A 21,729-nucleotide genomic window follows, 5' to 3' on the forward strand; every position below is an offset into this window, starting at 1 on the left:
CGGCCGACGGTGTCAGCTCGACTTGGCCGCAGGCAGGCCCAGCAGCGTGTCGAGCTGCTCGGAGGTGAGCAGGCCGGCGTCGACCACGAGCTCGTGGATCGAACGGCCGGTGGCCGAAGCCTGCTTCGCCAGCGCGCTCGCCGCTTCGTAGCCGATCACCGGGTTCAGCGCCGTGACGAGGCCGATCGACTCGCGGACCTGGCGGCGCAGCTGCTCGGTGTTGGCCGTGATGCCCGTGACGCAGCGGCGCGCCAGCGTCTGCGCGCCGGTGCGCAGGTGGCGCAGCGACTTCAGCAAGGAGTGGGCGATGATCGGCTCGAACGCGTTGAGCTGCAGCTGCCCGGCCTCGGCGGCGAGCGTGACGGTGGTGTCGTTGCCGATCACCTCGAACGCGATCTGGTTGACCACCTCGGGGATCACCGGGTTGACCTTGCCCGGCATGATGCTCGACCCGGCCTGGACCTTCGGCAGCCGCAGCTCGTTGAGCCCGGCCTGCGGACCGGAGGACAGCAGCCGAAGATCGTTGCAGGTCTTGGAAAGTTTCACCGCCACGCGCTTGAGCACGCCGGACAGCTGCACGAACACCCCGACGTCGGCCGTCGCCTCCACGAGGTCGGTGGCGGTGACGAGCGGCGTGCCGGTGAGCCGGGCGAGGTGCTCGCACGCCAGGCGCGCGTAGTCCGGGTGCGCGTTGAGGCCCGTGCCGATCGCGGTGCCGCCGAGGTTGATCTCGGTCAGCAGCGTGAGTGCCTCGGCCAGCCGCTGCTCGTCCTCGCCGAGCGTCACGGCGAACGCGGTGAACTCGCGGCCCAGCGTCATCGGCACGGCGTCCTGCAGCTGAGTGCGCCCGATCTTCACGACGTCGGCGAACTCGCGGCCCTTGGCGGCGAGCGCGCCGCGCAGCTCGGCCATGGCGTCGAGCAGCTCGGTCGCGGCCGCGTGCACCGCGAGCTTCACGGCGGTGGGGTAGACGTCGTTGGTGGACTGGCCCAGGTTCACGTCGTCGATCGGGTGCAGCCGGGCGTAGTCGCCGCGGGGGTGGCCGAGGAGCTCCAGCGCCCGGTTCGTCACGACCTCGTTCACGTTCATGTTCGACGACGTGCCCGCCCCGCCCTGGATCACGTCCACGGTGAACTGCTCGTGCAGCCGGCCGGCCTCGATCTCCTCGCACGCGGCGACGATCGCGGTGGTCTTGTCGCCGGACAGCAGGCCGACGTCGTGGTTGGCCAGCGCGGCCGCGTGCTTCACGCGGGCCAGCGCGACCACGAGCTCGGGGTGGGTCGAGAGCGGCAGGCCGCTGATGGGGAAGTTGGCCATGGCGCGGCGGGTGTGCACGCCGTAGTACGCGTCGGCGGGCACGGCCAGCTCGCCGAGCAGGTCCGCTTCGGTGCGGGTGGACGTCATCGGTCACTCCTGGTGAACAACCCGCCGTGGTCGGCGGTCACGGCGCCGGCGACGACCGTCGCCACGGGCCGGTGGGTGAAGGACAGGCCCGCGAACGGGGTGTTGTGCGAACGGCCGACGGTGTCGGCGGGGTCGACCGTCCAGCCGGCCCGCGGGTCGACGAGGGTGAACGTGGCCGGCTCGCCGACGGCGATCGGCCGGCCCGCGGACGCGGCGATGCCGCCGATGCGCGCCGGGGCGTGGGACATGCGGTCGGCTACCAGCGCCCAGTCGACGCCGCGGCTGGTGTGCAGGACCTCGGACACCACGGCCAGCGCCGTCTCCAGCCCGGTCATCCCGAACGGCGCCCCGCACCAGTCGGCGGCCTTCGCCTCGGCGAGGTGCGGCGCGTGGTCGGTGGCGACGGCGTCGATCGTGCCGTCGAGCAGCGCGGCGCGCAGCGCGCGGACGTCGCTCGGGGAGCGCAGCGGCGGGTTGACCTTGAACTTCGTGTCGGCGCTCGCGGCTTCGCCGTCGGTGAGCAGCAGGTGGTGCGGCGTGACCTCGGCGCTCACGGCCCAGCCCTGCTCCTTGGCCCACCGCACGAGCGCGACCGAGCGCGCCGTGGACACGTGGCACACGTGCAGCGGCGCCCCGGCGTCGGCGGCGAGCACGATGTCGCGCGCCACCACGGTTTCCTCGCCCGTGGCCGGCCACGGCGGCAGCCCGGTGCGCTCGGCCGCGCGGCCCGCGTTGATCTGGCCGGCGCCGGCCAGCGGGCCGGACTGGGCGTGCTGGGCGAGCACGGTGCCGGTCCGCTTGGTCAGCTCGAGGGCGTCACGCACGAGCACCGGGTCGTCGACGCAGCGGCCGTCGTCGGAGAACAGGCGCGCGCCGGCCGCGGCCATGGCTTCCAGCGGCGCGAGGCGTTGTCCCGCAAGGCCTTCGGTGATGGCGCCGACGGCGTGCACGCGGCACGACGCGGTGCGCTCGGCCAGGTCGAGGATGTGGCGGATCCGCTCGGCGGAGTCGGTGACCGGGCTGCAGTTGGCCATGGCGAACACGTCGGAGTAGCCGCCGGCCGCCGCCGCGGCGGTACCGGTGGCGATGGTCTCGGCGTCCTCGCCGCCCGGCTCGCGCAGGTGCGTGTGCAGGTCGACGAACGCGGGCAGCAGCACGAGACCGTCGGCGTCGAACCGGTTCGGCTCGTCGGCGCTGCCGCGGGGCCGCAGCTCGGTGATGCGGCCGTCGCGCACCACGAGGTCGATCGGGGTGCCGCCGAACGGGGCCACGCCGGTGAGCACCGCGTGGCCGAGCGGGGCCTGCGTCAGCGGGCTCATGGCGTCTCCTCCAGGCGGAAAACGGGGCCGTCCTTGCAGATCAACGGCGACTCCTCGGGCCCGCCGCGGGTGCCGGTGGCGCAGCCGTGGCAGTAGCCGAGGCCACACGCCATGTGGGCTTCCAGCGACACCTGCACCTCGGCGCCCCAGCGATCGGCCAGCTCGCGGCACAGCCACGCCAGCCGGTCCGAGCCGCACGTGAAGATCTGCCGCGGCGGTGCACTGTCCAAAGTGGAGGTCAGCTCCGCGCGCAGGCGCGCGATCTCGCTGGTGCCCTCGGCATCGGTCACGGTGAGTACGCGCTCGGCGCCGCACTCGCGGTAGAAGTCCGCGCCGATCACGGCTTGCCGCGTCCGTCCACTCGCGACGGCGACCAGCTCCGTGCCGCTGCCGGCGAGGTCCTGGGCGACGGTGGTGAGCGAGCAGGTGCCGATGCCGCGCCCGACCAGCAGCACGCGCGGGGTGCCGGTGGGCACGTGGAACCCGCGGCCCAGCGGGCCGACCACGAGCATCGTCTCGCCCGCGGCGAATGTGGTGAGCTTGCGCGTGCCGTCACCGACCACGCCGTAGACGACCTCGATCGTGCCCGCCTCCGCGTCGCGGCGGTAGATCGCCATCGGCCGGGGCAGCACGGGGCCGCGTTCGCCGTGGCGGGCGGCGGTGAGCATCACGAACTGCCCGGCCGTCGCGGCCCGCGCGATGGTCGGCGCGTGCAGGCGCAGGTACTGGTAGCGGTCGGCTTCCGGGCGGTGCTCCAGCACTTCCGCGTGGTGCCACGTCGGGGTCGGGAGCACGGCGCCGGTGGGCGGCAGGGGCGTCACGTGGTCGCGGACGGCCCGCGTTTCGGTCGTGGTCATGACTGCTCCGATCCCGCGACCGGGAACGCGGTGTCGAGCCGGACGAGGCTGTGGGCGAGCACTTCGGTGCCGACGACGAGGTCGGCGAGGTCGGTCCACTCGTCGGGGCTGTGGCTCACCCCGGCGCGGCTGGGCACGAAGAGCATGCCGGTCGGCGTGACGTGGTTGACCATCTGCGCGTCGTGGCTGGCGCCGCTGGGCAGTACGCGGTGCGCGTAGCCCAGCTCGGCGCACGTGGCCGCGACGACGTCGGTCACCCGGCGGGGCAGCAGCACGGGGGACGCGTCGGCGAGGGTGTGGGCGGCGAACCCGATTCCCCGGCGCGCAGCGAGGGCGTGGGCGCGCTCGACGATCTCCGCGGCGGTCTGGCGCTGGCGGTCGCTGTCGACGTCGCGCACGTCGACGTGCAGCTGCGCTTGACCCGCGATCGTCGTGATGGAGCCGGGCGCGGAGTCGAGCCGCCCGACGGTCGCGCGGGTGCCGTGGTGGCGGCTGTCGGTGGCGATGGCTTCGATCAGCAGCACGATCTCGGCCGCGGCGGCGAGCGCGTCGGCGCGCTGGTGCATCGGCGTGCCGCCGGTGTGCGACGCGCGGCCGGTGAGGTCGAGCCGCAGCCGGGTGCTGCCGGAGATGAGGTCGACGACGCCGAGCGGCAGGCCCGTCGACTCGAGCACGCTGCCCTGTTCGATGTGCAGCTCCAGGAACGCGGCCCAGTCCTCGGGGCGCCAGCGCGCACCGGCCGCACCCGCGGGATCGAGGCCCACCGAGCGCATCGCGTCGGCCAGGCTCACGCCGCCGGCGTCGAACTTGGTCTCCAGGTCCGCGGCGCCGGTGAGCCCGGCGACGACCCGGCTGCCGGTGCACGCCTGGCCGAACCGCGCGCCCTCCTCCGCGGCGAACACGACGAACCGCACCGGGTGGGCCAGGCGCACGTCGTGCTCGGTGTAGAGCCGCGCGGTCTCCATGGCGGCGACCACGCCGGCGATGCCGTCGAACGCGCCGGCGTTGGGCACGCTGTCGAGGTGCGAGCCGGTGCCGAGCGCGGGCGCGCCGGCCACGGTGCCGGGGAGCTCGGCGATCGTGTTGCCCGCGGCGTCGGTGTGCACGGCGAGGCCGAGCCCGCTGACGTGCTCGGCGAACAGCGCGTGCGCGCGGCGTTCGAGCGGGGTGTGCGCGAGGCGGGTCACGCCCGGGCCGGAGTCCGGTTCGGACAGTGCGGCGAACGTGTCGAGCCAGTGCGCGATCCGCTCCGGGTCGGCGCGCAGCCGAGCGTCCACAGTGGACCCTGCTGGTGCGGTGGACGCGGTCATCGTGGGCCGCCTGGCAGCTCCGCGAGCAGCGCCGCCGTCGGCGGGCCCGTCACCTCGGCGAGCGCGGGAGTGGCCACCACCGCCACCACTGCGGCGACTTCGGCACGCGCGGTCGCCGCGAGGTTCAGCAGCGTCCGCAGCCGCGCGGGTTCCCACGCGGTGCCGACCAGCGCGATCCGCGTGCCGGCCGCGACCGGCGGGTGGAAGCCGACCACGCCTTCGAGCTCGGACGCGCGCGTCACCGTGGCGCCCAGCTGCCGGGCGACGACGTGGGCGAGCACGGCGTCGTCGGCGCCGTGCCACACCGCGATCTGGTCGAGGGTCTGCGTGGTCAGCAACTCCGCCAGCGCGGCCCCGACCACTTCGGTGGCGGCGGGATCGGTGGGCGTGTCGAGCGAAGGGCCGTAGGTGTCGGGGCTGACGCCGAGCTTGCGCACCGCGGCGCCGGCGTCCTGGACGGGAGTGGTCATGACGGGTTCTCCGAAGGGGTTCGAGTGCCCGCGAGGGCGGGGGTGCCGTCGGCCGCGAGCACGCTGAGCAGGACGACGGGCTCGGCGCCGGCCGCGCGGACGCGGTCGGCCAGCGCGGCGGCGGTCGTGTGGGTGGGGGTGTCGGCCGGGTTGTCGGCGATCGGCGTGACCACGGCGACGCGGTCGCCCCGGTGCACCTCGCCGGCGTCCACCGTGAACGGCAGGCCGGTGTGCAACGCGAGCGCCGTGGTGACCGCGACGGCGTCGGCCGTGCCCGTCGTGACCAGCCGATCGGTGGCCGTGGGCAGTTCCTCGGCGAGCAGCGCCGCGGCCCGGCGCAGGATCGACGGCCGCGTGGTGAACGCGGCGCCGATCGCGGCGAGATCCGCGCGCAGCTCGGTCCGCCGCCGTGCGGCGTCGAGGAACACGGTGGTGGTGTCGGTGGCCGTGGCCAGGTCGTGATCGAGGCTCATCGGGCGCTCCTCGCCGGTCCGCCGACGGCCGTGGTGGGTTCGGCACCGGCGAAACCGAGCTCCGCGGAAAGCTCGCGCGCGGCGGTGAGGACGGCGTCCGTCGCCACCGTGCGCGCACTGCCCTCGCGCATGCGGTTGCCCGCCGCGGCCAGCGTCACGCTCGCGGCCACCGCGCCCGTGGAGGTGAAGATCGGGGCGGCCACGGCCCACACGCCGCGGTCGAGCTCGTCGTCGCAGATGTCGTAACCACGGGCCCGCACGAGGGCGAGGTGCTCGACGAGCTCGTCCACTGTGGTCGGCGTGTCCGGGGTGAACGCGTCGAGCGACTGGGTTTCGAGCACCCGCCGGGCCGCGGGCTCCGGCAGGTAGGCCAGCAGCGAACGGCTGGACGCGGCGGCGTGCAGCGGCATCTCCTGCCCGATGCGCACGAACAGGCGCAGCGGGTGCCGGCCCTCCACCAGCGCGACGCACACCGCGCGGGCGCCGATGAGCTCGGTGAGGAACACCGTCTCGCCACTGGCTTCCGCGGCGTCGACCACGGCCTGGTGCGGGTTGGCCAGCAAGGCCGTCCGGTGCGGCGCCGGCTCGCCGAGCTGCCGCGCGGCCGGGCCGAGGAAGTAGCGCTTGTTGGTGGGGGAGCGGGTCACGAAGTTCTCCTCCATCAGCGTGGTGAGCACGCGGTGCGCGCTGCCCACGGGGATGTCGAGCTCCTCGTGCAGCTCCTGGAGCGTGGCGCCCTTGCCCTTCGTCGCGAGGGCCCGCAGCACGGACAAGGCGCGGATGACGACCTGCATGGTTCTCCTTGCTCGGGGCGGCTCAGGCCAGCTGCTCGGCGCGCCGGTCGGGGATGAAGATCATTGCGACCATGTCGAGCAGGTAGATCACGGACAGCACGCCGATGGCGAAACCGAAGCCGTAGCTGGCGGCCACGAGCGCGACGACGATCGGTGCGAACCCGCCGACCGCGCGGCCGAGGTTGAACAGCACGTTCTGCGCCGTGGACCGGATGGCCGTGGGGTAGAGCTCGGCCATCAGCGCGCCGTAGCCGCCGATCATGCCGTTGGCGAAGGCGCCCATGACCGCGCCGCCCACCATCAGCGCCCACGGCGAAGAGAGCTGGCTGTAGCCCAGTACCGAGACGGCGGCCCCGGCCTGGAAGAGCCAGAAGGCCTTGCGGCGGCCCAGTTTGTCGGCGATCTCGCCGAACGCCAGAATTCCGACGCCCATGCCCACCACCGTGACGGCGGTCCACACCCCGGATTTGGTGAGGCTGTAGCCGAACTGCGTGGACAGGTAGGTGGGCAGCCAGATCATGATGCCGAAGTAGCCGAAGTTCTGCACCGACGTGAGCACGAGGACGCCGATCGTCGCGCGGGTGGTGGGCCCGTCGGCCACCAGCAGCTTGAGCGGCACCTTCGGCTTGCCCTGCCGGCTCTCGCGGTGGCGGGTGAACTGCTCGGGCTCGTGCAGCCGCGAGCGGAACACGATGGCGACGATCGCGGGAAACGCGCCGAGCAGGAACAGCCCGCGCCAGCCCCACGCGTTGAGCACAGGAGCGGAGACGAGCGCCGCGAGCAGCACCCCGGCCTGCCAGCCGAGGCCGACGAGCGACGTCGCCCGTGCGCGCTTCTTCGCCGGCCACGCTTCGGCCGCCAGCGTCATGCCGATGCCGAACTCGCCGCCGATGCCGACGCCGGCGAGGAACCGGAAGACCGCGATCTCCCAGTAGCTCGTGGAAATCGCCGTGAGCCCGGTGAACACGGCGAAGAAGATCACCGAGTAGGTCAGCACCTTCACGCGGCCGATGCGGTCGGACAGGACCCCGAACGCGATCCCGCCGACCACCGCGCCGATCAGCGTGATGGTGGCCAGCGAGCCGGCCTCGGCGCCGCCGAGCCCGAGGTCGCCGGAGATGGCGGAGAGGGCGAACCCGAGGATCAGCAGGTCGAAGCCGTCCATCGCGTAGCCGAGCGACGACGCGAACACGGCCTTGCGGGCGTAGCGCGTGGTCGCCTTCGTGGCGGGGGTGTCTTCGGACGTGACGGGTGGCGCGGCGCTGCCGGCGAGCGTTTCGTCGGACATGGTGGGGAGCACTCCTCACGGCGTTGGGGGAAAGACGGGTCGGGGGAAGGACGGGAAGGGTCAGGTGCGCAGGGTTCCGATGAGCTCGTGGACGGCGCCCGCCCCGAGCTCGGCACAGTGGCCCGCGAGGTCGCGCACGATCTCCGCCATCGCGTAGGGGCGGGTGAACGTCGCGGTGCCGACCTGCACGGCGGTGGCGCCGGCGATGAGGAACTCGACGACGTCACGCGCGCTGCTGATGCCGCCGCAGCCGATGACGGGGATGTCGACGGCCGAGGCCGCCTGCCACACCAGCCGCAGCGCGAGCGGTTTCACGGCCGGGCCGGACAGGCCGCCGACGCCGTTGCCCAGCACGGCGCGCCGCGAGCGCACGTCGACGGCCAGGGCGGGGAAGGTGTTGCTCACGGTCACGGCGGTCGCGCCCGCCCGCTCGGCGGCGCGGGCGATCTCGCCGATGTCGGTGACACCGGGCGTGAGCTTCACCAGCACCGGCAGTTCCGTCCGAGCCGCCACGCCGGCGACGACGGCCTCGACCGCCGCGGGGTCGGCGCCGATGGCGAGCCCGCCGTGTTCGAGGTTGGGGCAGGACACGTTGACCTCGAAGGCCGCGCACTCCGCACCGGCCAGCTCGTCGGCGACCTGCCAGTACTCGTCCACGGTCAGCCCGCCGACGCTGGCGATCACCGGGACGCCGAACTCGCGGTAGCGCGGCAGCACGTCGTGGACGAACCGGCTCGTGCCCGGGCTGGGGATGCCGACGCTGTTGAGCATGCCGAGCGCACTTTCGGTCAGCCGGTGCGACGGGTTGCCGGAGCGGCGCTGCGCGAACACGGTCTTCGTCACGACCGCGCCGAGCTCGCGCACCGGCAGCAGGGGACCGAGCTCAGGGCCGAAGCAGCCGGACGCGGGCATCACCGGGTTGGCGAGCGTGAGCGGGCCCAGGGGCACCGCCAGATCGACGGCCGACCCGGGCGCGGCGGCGAACAGCCGGTCGCGGTCGTCGCGGCCGGTTGTCCGGTCCAGCACCTCCGTCATGCGGAATCACACCCTCCATCGAACGGAAACGAGAGATGTGAGGATGAGTCCGGGCCGACGTGGTGTCAAGGCAGCGGCGGCCCCGGCCGTTGCCGGTGGTCAGGGCCGGTTTTCACGACGTGGCGGCCCGGGCGCGGAGTGTTTCCGCGTGACGGAAACTCGTCCTCCGGGACGCCGGAAGGTTCCGCAGGTCAGGGCGTGATTCGGCCAGTTGCCGACTGCGCTGTGACGCGCGCCGACAAATGTGCGAACGCGAACGCGCGGGCGGGTCGGGGGCATCGTCGTGAGTGGACGGCGTCTACTCGAGCCACTCCGTGACGAACCGGTCGTTCTCGTGGATGTGCACAGCCTCGTAGCGCTCGGGCCCGAGGACCACGAACTTGTGCGCGACCCCGGCGGCGACCGCGAGGACGTCGCCCGCCCGGCCTTCCCGTTCGGTGTCGCCGATCGTGAACAGAGCGCGGCCGCGCTGGATCACGAACGTCTCGCGATAGGGGTGGCGGTGCAGCCGCGGGCCGGACCCGGCGACGTCGGTGCTCTCGCGGATGATGGACACGCTCGCACCGACCTCGTGTCCCTCGACGTTGCGCGTCAGCGCGCCGGTCTGGTCTTCGGTACTGGTCGAATCGGTCATTCCTGCCACGGTAGCCGCGAGCAGGCGAAGCCGGGACCGGATTCGGTCTGTTTCGGCGTCCGCCGGTGGTCGTAGGGCGACGACATCGGTGAAGGGAGCGAGCTGTGGATCTTCTGGAGCAGTACTTCGTGGCGCAGGACGGCTTCGGCGCGGTGGTGGCCGAGGTGCCGGCGCGGCGGTGGGACGCGCCGTCGCCGTGCGCGGCGTGGACGGTGCGGGACATCGTGGGCCACGTGCTGTGGGGCCGCCACCGGCTGGCGGCCTGGGTGACCGGCGCCGACTACCCCGAGACCGCGGGGGAGCCCGGCGCGCCGAACCCCGGGGTGCTGTGCGCCGGGGACCCGGCGGGGGAGTGGCGCGTGGCCTTCGAGGCCACCGCCCCGGCGCTGACCCGCGACGGGCTCGCGCGGGTCACGTCGGTCGACGACGCCGGGGGCGCGCCGCTCACGACGCTGCTGCCGGCGTTCATCTCCGACGCGCTGGTCCACACCTGGGACATCGCCCAGGCCGTCGGTCTGACCGTCACGCTGGATCCGGCGGTGGTGAAGGCGACGGACGAGTGGGTCCGCTCGATTCCGTTGCGGCGGCCCGAGTTCTTCGGGCCCGAGCTCGCACCGCCGGCGGACGCCGACGAGACCACGCGGCTGCTGGCGTTCCTGGGCCGCGCGGCCTGAGCGCCGGGGGAGGTCAGGCGGGCGGCTGCGGCCCCCGCCTGGCCTGCCACGGCCACGCGCCGGAGATCTCGACCTCGAGCGCGAAGCTCAGCACGGTCCGGATCAGCACGATCAGGCCGAGGACCAGCACGTTCTCCAGCGACGCGTCGACGATCACGGTCCGGATGATGTCCCCGGCGATGAGGATCTCGAGCCCGAGCAGGATGACGCGGCCGAGGTGCACCCGCAGCTGGTCGTAGCTGCCGCGGTGCCGGGTGACGTCGACGACGAAGCGCACCAGGACCACCACGAGACCGAGGGCCATGATGCCGACGCCGAGGCCTTCGATCACGGTGGCGACGGTCTCGAACGACTCGGTGAAACTCATCCGCGAGCACCCTCTCCGAAGCGGACTTCGGGGAAGGTCCGCGGCTCCCGGTCGGAACGTACGAACCGCCGCGACGGGCTGTCAAGGCCCTCGCGGCGGCAGTGGTTCACCGGAAGCCGCCGGTGATCCGCGGTTTTCGAATTCGGTGTGGACGTTTCCGTCGGGGCGTGCGGCAGTCCGGGGAAATGGCCGCACGGCCACCCCCGGATCGGTTTTACGCCTTCGCCTTTGTGCGGCCTCGGCGGGCACGCGACTTCGAGCCGGAGGCGCGGCTGTTTTCGTAGGCGGTGACCACGTCGGTGGGAATGCGGCCGCGTTCGGAAATGCTCCAGCCGTTGTCCGCGGCCCACGCGCGGATGGCGCGCGAGCGTTCGCGGTCCTCGGGCGTCGGCGTGCCCGAACCGGTGCCACGGCGCACCTTGCGGCCGCCTGTGCGCCGCGAGGCGGCGATGTAGCGGGCGAACTCTTCACGCAGAGTTCCCGCGTTCTTGTCGGAGAGATCGATTTCGTACTGGACGCCGTCGAGGCCGAAGGGCACGGTCTGGTGCGCGACCCCGCCGTCGATGTCGTCCACCATCTGGACCAGGACCTTGTGCGCCATGGCGGGTGAATCCTCCTCGAACGTTTCCGGCAGCCCCGTTTCCGTGGCCTGTGAAGAACTGTAACATCGATCCACAGTGGAACGCAGTATCGGGAGTGACCGGATTACGTGTCCGTCCCGATCATTTTCCGACATTTCCCCTCACACGCGGGAATGGTCAGCGGTGACACCCGGGCGCGCTGGCCGTGGTGGCGCGCACGACGAGCCGCGTCGGCAGTTCCGTGACCACCCGGCCGGCCGGGTCGGCGGCGGCGTGGGCCAGCAGCAGATCCACGGCGTGGCGGCCGGCCTCGGCCACCGGCATGGCGACCGTGGTGAGCGGGGGAGCGGACACCGCCGCGTAGACGAGGTCGTCGAAGCCGGTCACGCTCAGCTCGCCCGGCACGTCGACCCCGCGGTCGCGCAGGCGCGCCAGCACACCGAGCGCCATCACGTCGTTGTAGGCGAGCGCCGCGGTCACCCCGGCGGCCAGCGCCTGGTCGGCGGCGGGCGCACCGTCCTCGTACCGCGGGGCGAACGGCCCGAGCTCCACGATCTCGACGCCGTGTTCCGCGGCGGCGGGTCGCAGCCCGCGCAGCCGCTCGTGGTTGGACCACGAGCTGTCCGGGCCGTTGAGGTAGGCGCAGCGCCGGTGCCCGAGCCCGGCCAGGTGCGCCACGACCTCGCGCATCCCGCCGGCGCTGTCCATCACCGTGGCACCGATCCCGGCGACGCGGCGGTTGAGCAGCGCCAGCGACGTGAGGCCGGCGAGCTCGGTGATGGTGTCGTCGTCGATCCCGGGTGAGCACAGCAGCACGCCGTCGGCCTGCTTCGCCAGCGTGCGCACGAGCTCCTGCTCGGTGGCCGGGTCCTCGTCGCTGTCGCCGACCAGCACGGCGTGGCCGGTTTCGCGCGCCCGCGCCTGCACGCTCTTGAGCAGGCCGGTGAAAAACGGGTTCCCCAGATCCGGCACCACGATCGCGATCGCGCCGGTCTTGCCGGTGATGAGGCTGCGGGCCGCCGGGCTCGGCCGGTAGCCCAGCTCCCGCACGACCGCGAGCACCCGGTCGCGCGTGGCTTCGCTGACGCGGTCGGGCGAGCCGAGAGCCCGCGACACCGTGGCCACCGACACCTCTGCCCGCCGTGCGACATCCCGGATCGTGACCCGCACGGTTCTCCTCCGCCCACCGCCGCGGCGCGGCTGGCCCCGATTGTAGGGCCGGGCCCGGCGCGCCCGGCTGTGACCTGCGCCCCTGCGGCTCGCGCTCGTCCCGACCGACCCGCGGCACGATAGTCATCCGATGAATCGATGAAGAGGCTACAACGCTTCTGAGGAGTCATGGTGCTCCAGTCGGGTTGCCTTGTCACGAACTTACGCAGAGGTCTCGACAACGGATGTCAGACATCCTATGTTTTGAGCCCGACCGCCGCCGCACTGACCTGGAGGTCGCAGACATGGACGTCTCCCGCAGAACAGTCCTCGGCGGCGCGCTCGCCGGGATCGCGGCGAGCGCGGCGGGGCTGGGCCCGGCCGTCGCCTCGGCCGCGAGCCACCCGCCGCCCGGCGGCGACGATTTCGACTGGGCCGCGTTCCTCGCCACCGCGGATCTGCGGTGGCAGCGGATGCCGGCCGCGTGGACGGAAGGGCCGTTCCTCGGCAACGGCTTCCTCGGCTCCGGCGTCTACGCCGAGCCGGGCAAGAACGCGGTGCGCTTCACCGTGCAGCACAGCGAGGTGCAGGACCACCGGCCGCAGTACGGCTCGCTGTTCGGCCTGGCGCGGCTGCCGATCGGGTACTTCACGCTCGAACCCGCCGGCGCGATCACGGGCGTCGACTGGCGGCTGGATCTGGGCAACGCCGAGCTCACCGGCACGATCACCACCGCCGCGGGCAGCCTCGCGCTGCGCGCGATCGTCCACACCGGACAGCCGGTGCTCGCCGTCGAGGTGCGCCCGACCGAGGGCGAACGCGGGTTCCGCTGGGTCTTCCACCCGGCCGAGGCCGTGAGCCCACGAGCCGACCCGGTGTGGAAGAAGGCGCCGCCCGAGGGGTACGTCGCGAACCCGCCGGCGACGGTCCGCGCCGTCGGCGACAGCCACGTCGCCGAGCAACCGCTGCTCGCGGGCGGTGAGCACGTCACCGCCTGGCGGGAGGTCACCCGCGGCGGCGCGCGGACGCTCTACGCCTCGGTCGCCTGGTCGCACCCCGAGCGCACGTCCACCGCGCGGGCGCTGTGGTCCGTGCGCACGGCGGCCGAGTTCGGCGCGCTCACCCGCGAGCACCGCCGCTGGTGGCAGGACTACTACCGGCGCAGTTTCGTGTCCATTCCGGACACCCGGCTGCAGAGCTTCTACTGGATCCAGCTGTACAAGCTCGCCTCGGCCGCGCGGCGCGAGGCGCCGGTGATGGCGACTTCGGGCCCGTGGCTGGAGAACACGCCGTGGCCGGCCACGTGGTGGAACCTCAACGTGCAGCTCGAGTACTGGCTCATCCACGGCTCCAACCACCTCGAGCTCGACGCCGTGAGCCGGGCGCTCGACCAGTACCGCGGGCACCTGTCGAGTCAGGTCGGCGCGCCGTACCAGGGCGACTCCGCCGGCATCCCGCGCACCACCGACATGACGCTGTCCAACGGCCTATCCGACGCCAACAGCGGCTTCCCCGTCGGCGTGCCCGGCCAGGACACCCCGACTCCGGAGGTCGGCGACCTCACCTGGGCACTGCACAACGTGTGGCTGTCCTACCGGCACACACTGGACCGCCGCCTGCTGCGCGACACGCTGTTCCCGTTGCTGCGCAAGGCGATCAACTACTACCTGCACTTCCTCGCGCCAGGCCCGGACGGCAGACTGCACCTGCCGCCCACTTTCTCGCCCGAGTACGGCGTGAACGCCCCCGACTGCACCTACGACCTCGCGCTCGTGCGCTGGGGCTGCCGCACCCTCCTCGACGCGGCGCGCGAACTGCGCATCGCCGACCCGCTCGTGTCCCGCTGGCAGCAGGTGGCCGCGACGCTCGCGCCCTACGCCGTGGACGAGAACGGCTACATGATCGGCGCCGGCGTGCCGTTCGCGAAGTCGCACCGGCACTACTCACACCTGCTGCAGGTCTATCCGCTGTACGAGATCACCTGGGAGCAGCCGGAGAACCGCGCCCTCATCGAGAAGTCGCTGGCGCACTGGGTCGGCTTCGAAGGCGCGCTGCAGGGCTACACCTTCACCGGCGCGGCGTCGATCTCGGCCTCGATGCGACGCGGCGACCAGGCGGCGGCCTACCTCGACCAGCTGCAGAGCCGGTTCATCAAGCCCAACACGATGTACGAGGAGTCGGGCCCCGTGATCGAGACGCCGCTCTCGGCGGTGAAGTCGATGCAGGACATGCTGGTGCAGAGCTGGGGCGGCGTCGTGCGGCTGTTCCCCGCCGTCCCCGCGACGTGGGCCGACATCTCCCTGCGCGACTTCCGCACCGAGGGCGCGTTCCTGCTCAGCGCCGCCCGCGAAGGCGGCAGAACGCGCTGGCTGAAGGTCCACAGCGAAGCCGGCGCCCCCTGCGTCCTGCGCCCGGGCATCGACGGCGCCCTCGAGGTCACCGACGCACGGGGTCGCTCGAAGCGCTGGCGCACCCTGCCCAACGGCGACGTCCAGGTCGACCTCGCCCGCGGAGAAGACGCCTTCGTGTACCGCGCGGGCGACCGGCCGGACTTCGCGGTGCGGCCGGTGGCTCCGAACGGACCGAGCACCCCGTGGGGGCTGCCGGCCTGACCCGGACGCGGTGGCGGATCTCGGGCAGGATGGTCCCTGCCGCGCAACGGATGCGCGACGCCGACGACCCGACTCCCGAGAGGACACAGTGGACACTCGCAGGACCGCCGTCGTGACCGGGGCCGGGCGCGGGATCGGGGCGGCCGTCGCGGAACGGCTGCACGGGCTCGGCCACCGCGTCGCGCTGCTCGACCTCGACGCCGGCAGCGCGGCGGCGAAGGCACGGGAGCTCGACGCCTCCGGCACGGCTGCGCGTGCGTTCGCCGTCGACGTCCGCGACCCGGCCGCCGTGCGGTCCGTCGCCGAGCAGGTGCGGCACGAGTTCGGCGTGCCGGAGATCCTGGTGAACAACGCGGCCCGCACGCAGAGCCGGTCGGTGTGGGACATCGACGTGGCCGAGTGGGACGACGTGCTCGCGACCAACCTGCGCGGCGTTTTCCTGCTCACGCGCGAGCTCGCGCCGGCGATGCGCGAGCGCGGGTGGGGCCGCGTGGTCAACCTCGCGTCGCTGGCGGGGCAGCAGGGCGGGCTGGTGGCGGGGGCGCACTACGCATCGTCGAAGGCCGGGGTTCTGGTGCTCACCAAGGTGTTCGCGAAAGAGCTCGCGGCCTCGGGCGTCACGGTGAACGCCGTGGCGCCCGCGGCGACACGCACGCCGGTGATGGACGAGATGGACGCCGGACAGCTCGAAGCCGCCGAGGCCGCGATCCCCGTGGGCCGGTTCGGGCGGGCCGGGGAGGTCGCGGACCTCGTCGCCTACCTGTGCGGCGAGAACACCGGGTACATCACCGGGGCCACCTTCGACATCAACGGCGGCCTGTTCATGCGCTGACTCACATGCTGCGCAGCACCGACACGACGGTGCCCAGCACCACGGCCCGGTCGCCGTCGATCACGTCGTAGGCCGGGTTGCGGGGTTCGAGGTACACGTGGCCGTTGCGGCGCCGGTAGACCTTCACGGTCGCCTCTTCGTCGATCATCGCGGCGACGATCTGACCCGAGTGCGCCTCCGATTGCTGGCGCACCACCACGATGTCGCCGTCGCAGATCGCGGCGTCGATCATCGAGTCGCCGCGCACGCGCAGGCCGAAGACGTTGCCGCGGCCGGTGAGCCCGCGCGGCAGCTGCAGCATCTCGTCGAGGTGCTCCTCGGCCGAGATCGGCGTGCCGGCGGCGATGTGGCCGACGACCGGCACCGCCACGGAGTCCTCACCCTGCTGCGGCTCGGCCGTGCCGAGGAACGCGCGCACGTCGATCGGCCGCGACATCGAGCTGCTGCGCCGCAGGTAACCCTTGTCCTCCAGGCTCGCCAGGTGCTTCGACACCGACGAGGACGACCGCAGTCCCACGGCCTCGCCGATCTCGCGGCTGCTCGGCGCGTATCCGTGGCGGACCACCCAGTCCCGGATCGTGACCAGGATCTGCTGCTGGCGAAGTGGCAGGGACGAGGCGTCGAGATGGTCGAAGGTGTCGTCGTAGGTGGTCACCCGCCGAATCGTAGAGGTAGCCGCCCCGCCCACCGGTGACCGGTCCGGTGCGTCGGCGAAGTTCGCCCGGCCGGGGAAGCAACCGTCCGGACCGGTCGTGCGTGAGGAAAGCGACCGAACGTCCACGGAGGGGGAAATCGTGCACAGACGAAGATCTCTGGTGCTCGCGGTGGCGAGCGCGGCACTGGTGCTGGTGGGGACGGCCGCGCCCGCGGTCGCGTCGGAGAAGGGGATCGACGGCGTCGTCACCGACGCCCGGACCGGCGCCCCGGTGCGCGGCGCGTGGGTGCAGGTGCACGACAGCAGCGGGGCCGGGATCACGGGGGCCGGCACCGACGACGCGGGCCACTACGACGTTTCGCTGCGGCCGGGCCAGTACACGCTCGAGGTCATGGCCACCGAGTACGACACCAAGGTCACCGACCCGGTGACCTCGCCGGGCACCGTGCCGGTCGCCCTGGCACCGTACGAATACGGCGGCCTGGCCGGCACGTTCGGGCGCGGCCCCGGCCGGCCGGTCACCGGCGCCGCCGTGCAGCTCGCCGACCCGAACGGCAACGACGTCGCCCGCACGGTCACCGATGCCGGCGGCGGGTACCGCTTCGACCACGTGAAGACCGGCAAGTACAAACTCCGCTACTACTGGCCCGAAAACGCCGAGCAGTGGTATCCGCGGCAGACCGATCCGTACCAGGCGAAGCTCGTCGAGGTGACCGCCGGCGCGGACACCGTCGTCGACGAGACGGCGCTGCCGGCGGGTTCGGCCGAGCTCACCGTGACCGACGACGCGACCCGCCGGCCGCTGCCAGGGGCGTGCGTGTCCGCGACCGGGGTGGGCCAGTGGGCCAACGCGTGCGCGGACTCGGCGGGCAAGGTGCGCTTCCCGGTGCTGCGCGCCGGCACCTACCAGTTCCGCATCACCGCCGAGGGCCACCTCGACGACGTGATCAACGCCGACGTCCGCGCCGACGAGACGACCGAGCTCGCGTCGAAGCTGCTGCAGCGGGCGAAAGTGTCGGTCAGCTTCACCGACGCCGCCACCGGCGCGCCGGTCGGCGACGCCTGCCTGGCGATCGTCGACCCGACCCAGCACGGGTCGGTGTCGCCGGACAACATGTCGTGCGCCTTCGGCACGGGCAAGCTCGACCTCGACTTCCTGTGGCCGGGCAAGTACCGGTTCTTCGCGGTGCCCGGGAACGTCGCGGGCGGCGACGGCGCGCACGGCAGCCAGTGGGTCGGCGCGCGGGGCGGCACGGGTGACGTCGAGAAGGCGACCTGGTTCGAGATCAAGCCCGGGCAGACGACCGACGTGCGGGTGAAGTTCGACGCGGCGGGCTCGATCACCGGCAAGGTCACCGACGCCGCGACGGGCGCACCGGTCGCCGAGGTCTGCCCGGGGGTCACGGCCGCGTGGTCGGGTTACAACCACCCGTGGGGCGTGCAGTGCACCTACACCGAGGGCCGGTACACGATCGGCGGGCTCGGGCCCTACGACTGGCGCGTGCAGTTCCCCGACCTGACCGGCGCCCACGCGTGGCAGTGGTCCGGCGGCGCGTCCGATCGGTTCTCGGCCCGGCCCGTGCACGTCACGGCGGGGGCCGCGACCACGCTCGACGCCGCGCTGAAGCCGGCGGGCAGGATCACCGGGAAGGTGCTCGACGCGACGCTCCCGATGCAGTGGGTCGCAGTGAACGCCTACAACACCCGCACGGGTGACCCGGTCGGTCCCGACGGGCTCGTGACCGGCGCCGGCCAGTACACGCTGCCCGGGCTGGCCACGCAGGACGTGCGGATCGAGTGGTGGCACGGCAGCCAGGGTCCGCTCGAGTACCCGCGGCCCGTGCCCGTGGTGACCGGCCGCGAAACGGGCGGGATCGACCTGCGCGTACCTGCGGTTTCGTGACGTTCGGGGCGGGGGACCGGGCTCGGCTGGTCCCCCGCCCCGGGGTCGTCGAAAATCTTCCCGATCGGTTTGTCGAATCGTGCGCGGGGCCGTTCGACGCGTCGGTGTGGGCCGGTCAGCGCTTCCGGGAAGAATCCGGATCCCGGCCCGAGGGACAAAGGAGCGGACATGCGGTTTCTCATGATGCACCGGCTGTCGGAGAGCGACTCTTCGGCGTGGAACCCCAGCCAGGAGTTCATCGCGAAGATGGGCGAGTTCATCCAGGACTCGGCGGAGAAGGGCATCCTGATCACGGCGGAGGGCGTCCACCCGTCGGAGAAGGGCGCGCTCGTGCGCAAGACGCGCGGCGGCGCCATCAAGGCCACCGACGGCCCGTTCACCGAGGCCAAGGAGGTCATCGGGGGCTTCGCGCTGCTGAACTTCGCGAACCGCGAGGAAGCCGTGGAGTACGCGAAGACCTACGCGGCGCTCTTCGACGACGAGATCGAGGTCGAGGTGCGCCAGGTCGTCGAGTTCGACGAGCTGCCCAGCGCGTGACGTCCCGGCCGGTCCGCCCGCGGTGGGCGGACCGGCCGGGTCACCGGTACGAAGGCGCGAACACCGGCACCAGCGCCGGGTCGTTGAACGACGTGATGCGGGCGATGCGCCCACCGCGGACGGTCAGGACCTGCACGCCGTACGGCTGGTCGCGCCCGTCGTCGGTGCGGTGGTGCACGACGAGGGCGGGCTGGCCGTTGGCGCGGGTGGGCGTCATCCGCCAGCGGCCAGGGCGCAGCACGCGCGCGGCGAGGAACCCCGCGACGGCGTCGCGGCCGGTGAACCACGTCGGGATGGGCGGCATCTCCAGCTCGACGTCGGCGCGCAGGAGCCGGACCAGCGCTTCGGCGTCGGCGCGGGTGAACGCGGCCACGTAGTCCTCGAGCAGCGCCCGGTCGGTCTCGCCGGTCGGTTCGGTCATCTCGTTCTCGATCGGTCCGGCCTCGGCGAGGTGGGTCCGCGCGCGGCGCAGGGCGCTGTCGACGGCCGCCGTGGTCGTGTCGAGCAGCTCGGCGACCTCGGCCGCGGGGAAGGCGAGCACGTCGCGCAACGTCAGCACGGCCCGCTGCCGCGCGGGCAGCAGCTGCAGCGCGGCGATGAACGCGAGCCGCACCCCGGCCCGCGCGGCGGCGGCCACGGCCGGGTCGCCGGCCCCGAACTCGGGGGCCGGCTGGAGCCACGCGACCGCGGGCTCCCGCGAGGCGACGGGCACCCGGTGGTCGTCGGACGGCGCGCCCAGGCCCGACGGCAGCGGCCGCCGGGCCCGGGTCGCCAGCGCCGTGAGGCAGGCGGTGGTGGCGATCTTGTACAGCCAGCGCCGCACCGACGACCGGCCCTCGAACCCGCCGAACCCGCGCCACGCCCGCAGGTACGTCTCCTGCACGAGATCCTCGGCGTCGTGGATCGAACCCAGCAGCCGGTAGCAGTGGGCGAGCAGCTCCGGCCGGAACGGCTCGGTCAGCGCGCTGAACTCGGCGTTCGACGGCATGGGCTCTCCCGTGGTGCGCAGGAGTCCACTGTAGAGGCCGCTCACGGCAGCGCGCGCACGCCGGCGCCGCCGACCACGTGCTCCGGCGCCGCGGTCTCATCGGCCGCCAGGTCCATCACGGCCTTGGCCACCTGCTCCGGGGTGAGCACCGGCTGCAGACCCTCGACGAACGCGTCGCGCGCCACGCCCTGGCGGGCCGCGTAGGCGGTGACGCCGGCCGAGCCCACCCCGGCCGTCGGCGTGAGCTGGGGGAGCAGCGTCAGGAACCGCAGGCCGAGCCCGGCGCGCTCGGCTTCGTCGGCTGCGTAGCCGCGCAGGTAGCGGACCGCGGCCTTGGCGCTCGCGTACCCACCGCTGAGCGGCGACCCGGCCAGCGCCGCACCGCTCGACATCGACACGACCACGCCGCCGGGCGCGAGCGGCTGGCGCAACGCCGCGCGCGTCCACTCGAAGACGTGCCGCGTGTCGGTGTGCCAGTTGCGGCTGAAGGTTTCCCAGGTCTGCTCCTGCACCGGCGCCATGTGCGGCGTGGCGCCGGCGTTCAGCACGAGCAGGTCGGGACGGTGGTCGCGGAGCACGGCCGCGGCCAGCGTTTCGTCGGTCGCGTCGGCGGCCAGGGGCGTGAAGAGCTCCCCGGCCTCGTCGCGGACGGCGCGCAGATCTTCTTCGGTGCGCGCGATCCCGACGACGCGCGTGCCGGCGGCCACGAGCGCGACGGCGATCGCCCGCCCGAACCCACGGCCGGCTCCGGTGACGACGGCGGTCTGGAAAGACATCGGACACTCCCGGGTGGTGAGGGAAATCGGTCCGCATCAAGACCTCGCGGCGCCGCGAAAACCGTCGGCCCTCCGCTGTGTCTTGGGTCACACTCAGCTCAGCGGTGCAGACGGCCCGGTGCGGGGCGTGGCACCTTTCGGTCACCGGATCGTATAACGACCTATACGGCGTCCTTTGTGGACACCTGCGCTCCGCCGTCCGTGTGCCAGTCGTAGACGACCGTCGTCCGGAGGACGACGTCCTGCAGGGACCGGCGGTGCGGGCTGACGATCGCCCACAGCAGCCCGACCGGGAAGACGACGCAGAACAGCGCGCGAGCCGCGGCGCGCGCCCAGCCCAGGCGCCGGCCGCGGCCCAGCACGCGGAGGCCGAGCAGGGCGTCGCCGTAGCTGCGGCCGATGGTGGCCCAGCCGACGGTGAGGTACGCGATCGCGACGGCCACGGAGATCCCGCCGGCCAGTGCCGGCGGTGCCGCGGGCCACCGGAACGACAGCGGCGAGGCCGCGAACAGCGCTGCCACCACCGCGAAGTAGCCGCCGACCGTGATCAGCCCGGTCACGGCCGCGTCGATCACCGCGGCGATCAGGCGCGTGACGATGCCCGCCGGCCCCTCAGGCGGGCCGGTCACCACGGCGCCGCAGCACGCGGCCGACCGCGCGGGCCACGGCGTCGTCGGCGTTCACCCCGGCTCCGCGGACGCCCCGGATCGCTTCCCCCGCAACGGTTCCAGTCGACTGACGCACGACCTCGGGCAGGTCCATCGCGGCCACGAGGTCACCGAAGTCCAGTGTGGACACCACGCCCGCCACGTCGATCTCCGCGAGCACGGCGTCGACGTCCACGTGCTCGCCGACCAGCTTCGGCAGATCCACCGCGTCGAGCACGGCCGCGGCGGCCGCGGTCACCACGTCCCGCACCGCGCGGCGCGCCACGTCCTCGGGCACGGCGGCCGTCAGCACGGCCCAGCCCGCCCGCCGCAGGGGCGTCGACGCCCACCAGCCGGCCTTGAGCGCCACCGCGCCCAGCCCCAGCACCGCACCGACGCGGTCGGGCTCGTCGTTCACGACCGT

At 73.1% G+C, this 21,729-nt stretch carries 23 protein-coding genes; 5 read left to right on the forward strand and 18 right to left on the reverse strand.

Annotated features, from left to right (window positions below; all coding sequences use genetic code 11):
* Positions 1-12 precede the first annotated feature (12 nt).
* From AB0878_RS09430 to AB0878_RS09475, 10 genes are all read right to left on the reverse strand, one after another.
* Positions 13-1,404, reverse strand: a complete 1,392-nt coding sequence (locus AB0878_RS09430) for an aspartate ammonia-lyase (protein ID WP_366578146.1) — start codon at positions 1,402-1,404, stop codon at positions 13-15.
* Positions 1,401-2,723: a dihydroorotase gene (locus AB0878_RS09435; protein ID WP_366578148.1), complete on the reverse strand. Its 1,323-nt coding sequence runs from the start codon at positions 2,721-2,723 to the stop codon at positions 1,401-1,403. The genes AB0878_RS09430 and AB0878_RS09435 overlap by 4 nt, the downstream gene beginning before the upstream one ends.
* Positions 2,720-3,580 (reverse strand): dihydroorotate oxidase electron transfer subunit, encoded by an 861-nt coding sequence (locus AB0878_RS09440; RefSeq protein WP_366578150.1) that lies wholly within the window; start codon positions 3,578-3,580, stop codon positions 2,720-2,722. The genes AB0878_RS09435 and AB0878_RS09440 overlap by 4 nt, the downstream gene beginning before the upstream one ends.
* Positions 3,577-4,890 (reverse strand): Zn-dependent hydrolase, encoded by a 1,314-nt coding sequence (locus AB0878_RS09445; protein ID WP_366578152.1) that lies wholly within the window; start codon positions 4,888-4,890, stop codon positions 3,577-3,579. The genes AB0878_RS09440 and AB0878_RS09445 overlap by 4 nt, the downstream gene beginning before the upstream one ends.
* Positions 4,887-5,360, reverse strand: coding sequence for a hypothetical protein (locus AB0878_RS09450; protein WP_366578154.1), 474 nt, complete (start codon positions 5,358-5,360; stop codon positions 4,887-4,889). The genes AB0878_RS09445 and AB0878_RS09450 overlap by 4 nt, the downstream gene beginning before the upstream one ends.
* Entirely contained in the window at positions 5,357-5,833 is a 477-nt protein-coding gene (locus AB0878_RS09455) for a hypothetical protein (RefSeq protein ID WP_366578156.1), read from the reverse strand. Before AB0878_RS09455 ends, AB0878_RS09450 begins: the two co-directional genes overlap by 4 nt.
* Positions 5,830-6,627: an IclR family transcriptional regulator gene (locus AB0878_RS09460; protein ID WP_366578158.1), complete on the reverse strand. Its 798-nt coding sequence runs from the start codon at positions 6,625-6,627 to the stop codon at positions 5,830-5,832. Before AB0878_RS09460 ends, AB0878_RS09455 begins: the two co-directional genes overlap by 4 nt.
* Before the next feature lie 22 nt (positions 6,628-6,649).
* Entirely contained in the window at positions 6,650-7,915 is a 1,266-nt protein-coding gene (locus AB0878_RS09465) for an MFS transporter (protein WP_366578160.1), read from the reverse strand.
* 60 nt (positions 7,916-7,975) lie between these two features.
* Positions 7,976-8,950, reverse strand: coding sequence for a dihydroorotate dehydrogenase (locus AB0878_RS09470; RefSeq protein WP_366578162.1), 975 nt, complete (start codon positions 8,948-8,950; stop codon positions 7,976-7,978).
* Between the two features lie 298 nt (positions 8,951-9,248).
* Entirely contained in the window at positions 9,249-9,584 is a 336-nt protein-coding gene (locus AB0878_RS09475; protein ID WP_366578164.1) for a cupin domain-containing protein, read from the reverse strand.
* 104 nt (positions 9,585-9,688) lie between these two features.
* Between AB0878_RS09475 and AB0878_RS09480 the strand changes: the two genes are divergently transcribed.
* Entirely contained in the window at positions 9,689-10,258 is a 570-nt protein-coding gene (locus tag AB0878_RS09480) for a TIGR03086 family metal-binding protein (protein ID WP_366578166.1), read from the forward strand.
* A gap of 13 nt (positions 10,259-10,271) precedes the next feature.
* On the opposite strand, the gene AB0878_RS09485 is transcribed toward AB0878_RS09480, so the two are convergent.
* From AB0878_RS09485 to AB0878_RS09495, 3 genes are all read right to left on the reverse strand, one after another.
* Positions 10,272-10,625: a DUF1622 domain-containing protein gene (locus AB0878_RS09485; protein WP_366578168.1), complete on the reverse strand. Its 354-nt coding sequence runs from the start codon at positions 10,623-10,625 to the stop codon at positions 10,272-10,274.
* A gap of 214 nt (positions 10,626-10,839) precedes the next feature.
* Complete coding sequence (locus tag AB0878_RS09490; RefSeq protein WP_366578170.1) at positions 10,840-11,226, reverse strand: Lsr2 family protein; 387 nt, start codon at positions 11,224-11,226, stop codon at positions 10,840-10,842.
* A 157-nt stretch (positions 11,227-11,383) separates the two neighbouring features.
* Positions 11,384-12,376 (reverse strand): LacI family DNA-binding transcriptional regulator, encoded by a 993-nt coding sequence (locus tag AB0878_RS09495; RefSeq protein WP_366578172.1) that lies wholly within the window; start codon positions 12,374-12,376, stop codon positions 11,384-11,386.
* Positions 12,377-12,660: 284 nt separating this feature from the next.
* Here AB0878_RS09495 and AB0878_RS09500 point away from each other — a divergent pair, with 284 nt between their 5' ends.
* Positions 12,661-14,967 (forward strand): Tat pathway signal sequence domain protein, encoded by a 2,307-nt coding sequence (locus tag AB0878_RS09500; RefSeq protein ID WP_366578174.1) that lies wholly within the window; start codon positions 12,661-12,663, stop codon positions 14,965-14,967.
* A gap of 112 nt (positions 14,968-15,079) precedes the next feature.
* Positions 15,080-15,799 carry an SDR family NAD(P)-dependent oxidoreductase gene (locus AB0878_RS09505; RefSeq protein WP_366578176.1) on the forward strand — a complete coding sequence of 240 codons (720 nt, stop codon included), beginning with the start codon at positions 15,080-15,082 and terminating at the stop codon, positions 15,797-15,799.
* A 1-nt stretch (position 15,800) separates the two neighbouring features.
* On the opposite strand, the gene lexA is transcribed toward AB0878_RS09505, so the two are convergent.
* Positions 15,801-16,454: a transcriptional repressor LexA gene (gene lexA, locus AB0878_RS09510; RefSeq protein ID WP_364045697.1), complete on the reverse strand. Its 654-nt coding sequence runs from the start codon at positions 16,452-16,454 to the stop codon at positions 15,801-15,803.
* 139 nt (positions 16,455-16,593) lie between these two features.
* Between lexA and AB0878_RS09515 the strand changes: the two genes are divergently transcribed.
* Entirely contained in the window at positions 16,594-18,357 is a 1,764-nt protein-coding gene (locus tag AB0878_RS09515; RefSeq protein WP_366578178.1) for a carboxypeptidase regulatory-like domain-containing protein, read from the forward strand.
* A 168-nt stretch (positions 18,358-18,525) separates the two neighbouring features.
* Positions 18,526-18,894: a YciI family protein gene (locus AB0878_RS09520; protein ID WP_366578180.1), complete on the forward strand. Its 369-nt coding sequence runs from the start codon at positions 18,526-18,528 to the stop codon at positions 18,892-18,894.
* 40 nt (positions 18,895-18,934) lie between these two features.
* On the opposite strand, the gene AB0878_RS09525 is transcribed toward AB0878_RS09520, so the two are convergent.
* The 4 genes from AB0878_RS09525 to AB0878_RS09540 form a co-directional block, all read right to left on the reverse strand.
* Complete coding sequence (locus tag AB0878_RS09525) at positions 18,935-19,882, reverse strand: RNA polymerase subunit sigma-70 (protein WP_366578182.1); 948 nt, start codon at positions 19,880-19,882, stop codon at positions 18,935-18,937.
* Between the two features lie 41 nt (positions 19,883-19,923).
* The gene (locus tag AB0878_RS09530; protein ID WP_366578184.1) at positions 19,924-20,658 is read right to left on the reverse strand and encodes an SDR family oxidoreductase; all 735 of its coding nucleotides are present in this window, start codon (positions 20,656-20,658) and stop codon (positions 19,924-19,926) included.
* A 161-nt stretch (positions 20,659-20,819) separates the two neighbouring features.
* Positions 20,820-21,287 (reverse strand): RDD family protein, encoded by a 468-nt coding sequence (locus AB0878_RS09535; protein WP_366578186.1) that lies wholly within the window; start codon positions 21,285-21,287, stop codon positions 20,820-20,822.
* On the reverse strand, positions 21,271-21,723 hold the full coding sequence (locus AB0878_RS09540; protein WP_366578188.1) for a hypothetical protein: 453 nt from the start codon (positions 21,721-21,723) through the stop codon (positions 21,271-21,273). Before AB0878_RS09540 ends, AB0878_RS09535 begins: the two co-directional genes overlap by 17 nt.
* Between the last annotated feature and the right edge of the window lie 6 nt (positions 21,724-21,729).

The sequence above is a fragment of the Amycolatopsis sp. NPDC047767 genome, from assembly GCF_040704195.1.
GTDB lineage: Bacteria > Actinomycetota > Actinomycetes > Mycobacteriales > Pseudonocardiaceae > Amycolatopsis.

What these genes read in the sequence shown, in the direction of transcription:
- AB0878_RS09430 (WP_366578146.1), bottom strand. Translation starts at nt 1,404, where the DNA reads ATGACGTCCACCCGCACCGAAGCGGACCTGCTCGGCGAGCTGGCCGTG.
- AB0878_RS09435 (WP_366578148.1), bottom strand. Translation starts at nt 2,723, where the DNA reads ATGAGCCCGCTGACGCAGGCCCCGCTCGGCCACGCGGTGCTCACCGGC.
- AB0878_RS09440 (WP_366578150.1), bottom strand. Translation starts at nt 3,580, where the DNA reads ATGACCACGACCGAAACGCGGGCCGTCCGCGACCACGTGACGCCCCTG.
- AB0878_RS09445 (WP_366578152.1), bottom strand. Translation starts at nt 4,890, where the DNA reads ATGACCGCGTCCACCGCACCAGCAGGGTCCACTGTGGACGCTCGGCTG.
- AB0878_RS09450 (WP_366578154.1), bottom strand. Translation starts at nt 5,360, where the DNA reads ATGACCACTCCCGTCCAGGACGCCGGCGCCGCGGTGCGCAAGCTCGGC.
- AB0878_RS09455 (WP_366578156.1), bottom strand. Translation starts at nt 5,833, where the DNA reads ATGAGCCTCGATCACGACCTGGCCACGGCCACCGACACCACCACCGTG.
- AB0878_RS09460 (WP_366578158.1), bottom strand. Translation starts at nt 6,627, where the DNA reads ATGCAGGTCGTCATCCGCGCCTTGTCCGTGCTGCGGGCCCTCGCGACG.
- AB0878_RS09465 (WP_366578160.1), bottom strand. Translation starts at nt 7,915, where the DNA reads ATGTCCGACGAAACGCTCGCCGGCAGCGCCGCGCCACCCGTCACGTCC.
- AB0878_RS09470 (WP_366578162.1), bottom strand. Translation starts at nt 8,950, where the DNA reads ATGACGGAGGTGCTGGACCGGACAACCGGCCGCGACGACCGCGACCGG.
- AB0878_RS09475 (WP_366578164.1), bottom strand. Translation starts at nt 9,584, where the DNA reads ATGACCGATTCGACCAGTACCGAAGACCAGACCGGCGCGCTGACGCGC.
- AB0878_RS09485 (WP_366578168.1), bottom strand. Translation starts at nt 10,625, where the DNA reads ATGAGTTTCACCGAGTCGTTCGAGACCGTCGCCACCGTGATCGAAGGC.
- AB0878_RS09490 (WP_366578170.1), bottom strand. Translation starts at nt 11,226, where the DNA reads ATGGCGCACAAGGTCCTGGTCCAGATGGTGGACGACATCGACGGCGGG.
- AB0878_RS09500 (WP_366578174.1), top strand. Translation starts at nt 12,661, where the DNA reads ATGGACGTCTCCCGCAGAACAGTCCTCGGCGGCGCGCTCGCCGGGATC.
- AB0878_RS09520 (WP_366578180.1), top strand. Translation starts at nt 18,526, where the DNA reads ATGCGGTTTCTCATGATGCACCGGCTGTCGGAGAGCGACTCTTCGGCG.
- AB0878_RS09525 (WP_366578182.1), bottom strand. Translation starts at nt 19,882, where the DNA reads ATGCCGTCGAACGCCGAGTTCAGCGCGCTGACCGAGCCGTTCCGGCCG.
- AB0878_RS09530 (WP_366578184.1), bottom strand. Translation starts at nt 20,658, where the DNA reads ATGTCTTTCCAGACCGCCGTCGTCACCGGAGCCGGCCGTGGGTTCGGG.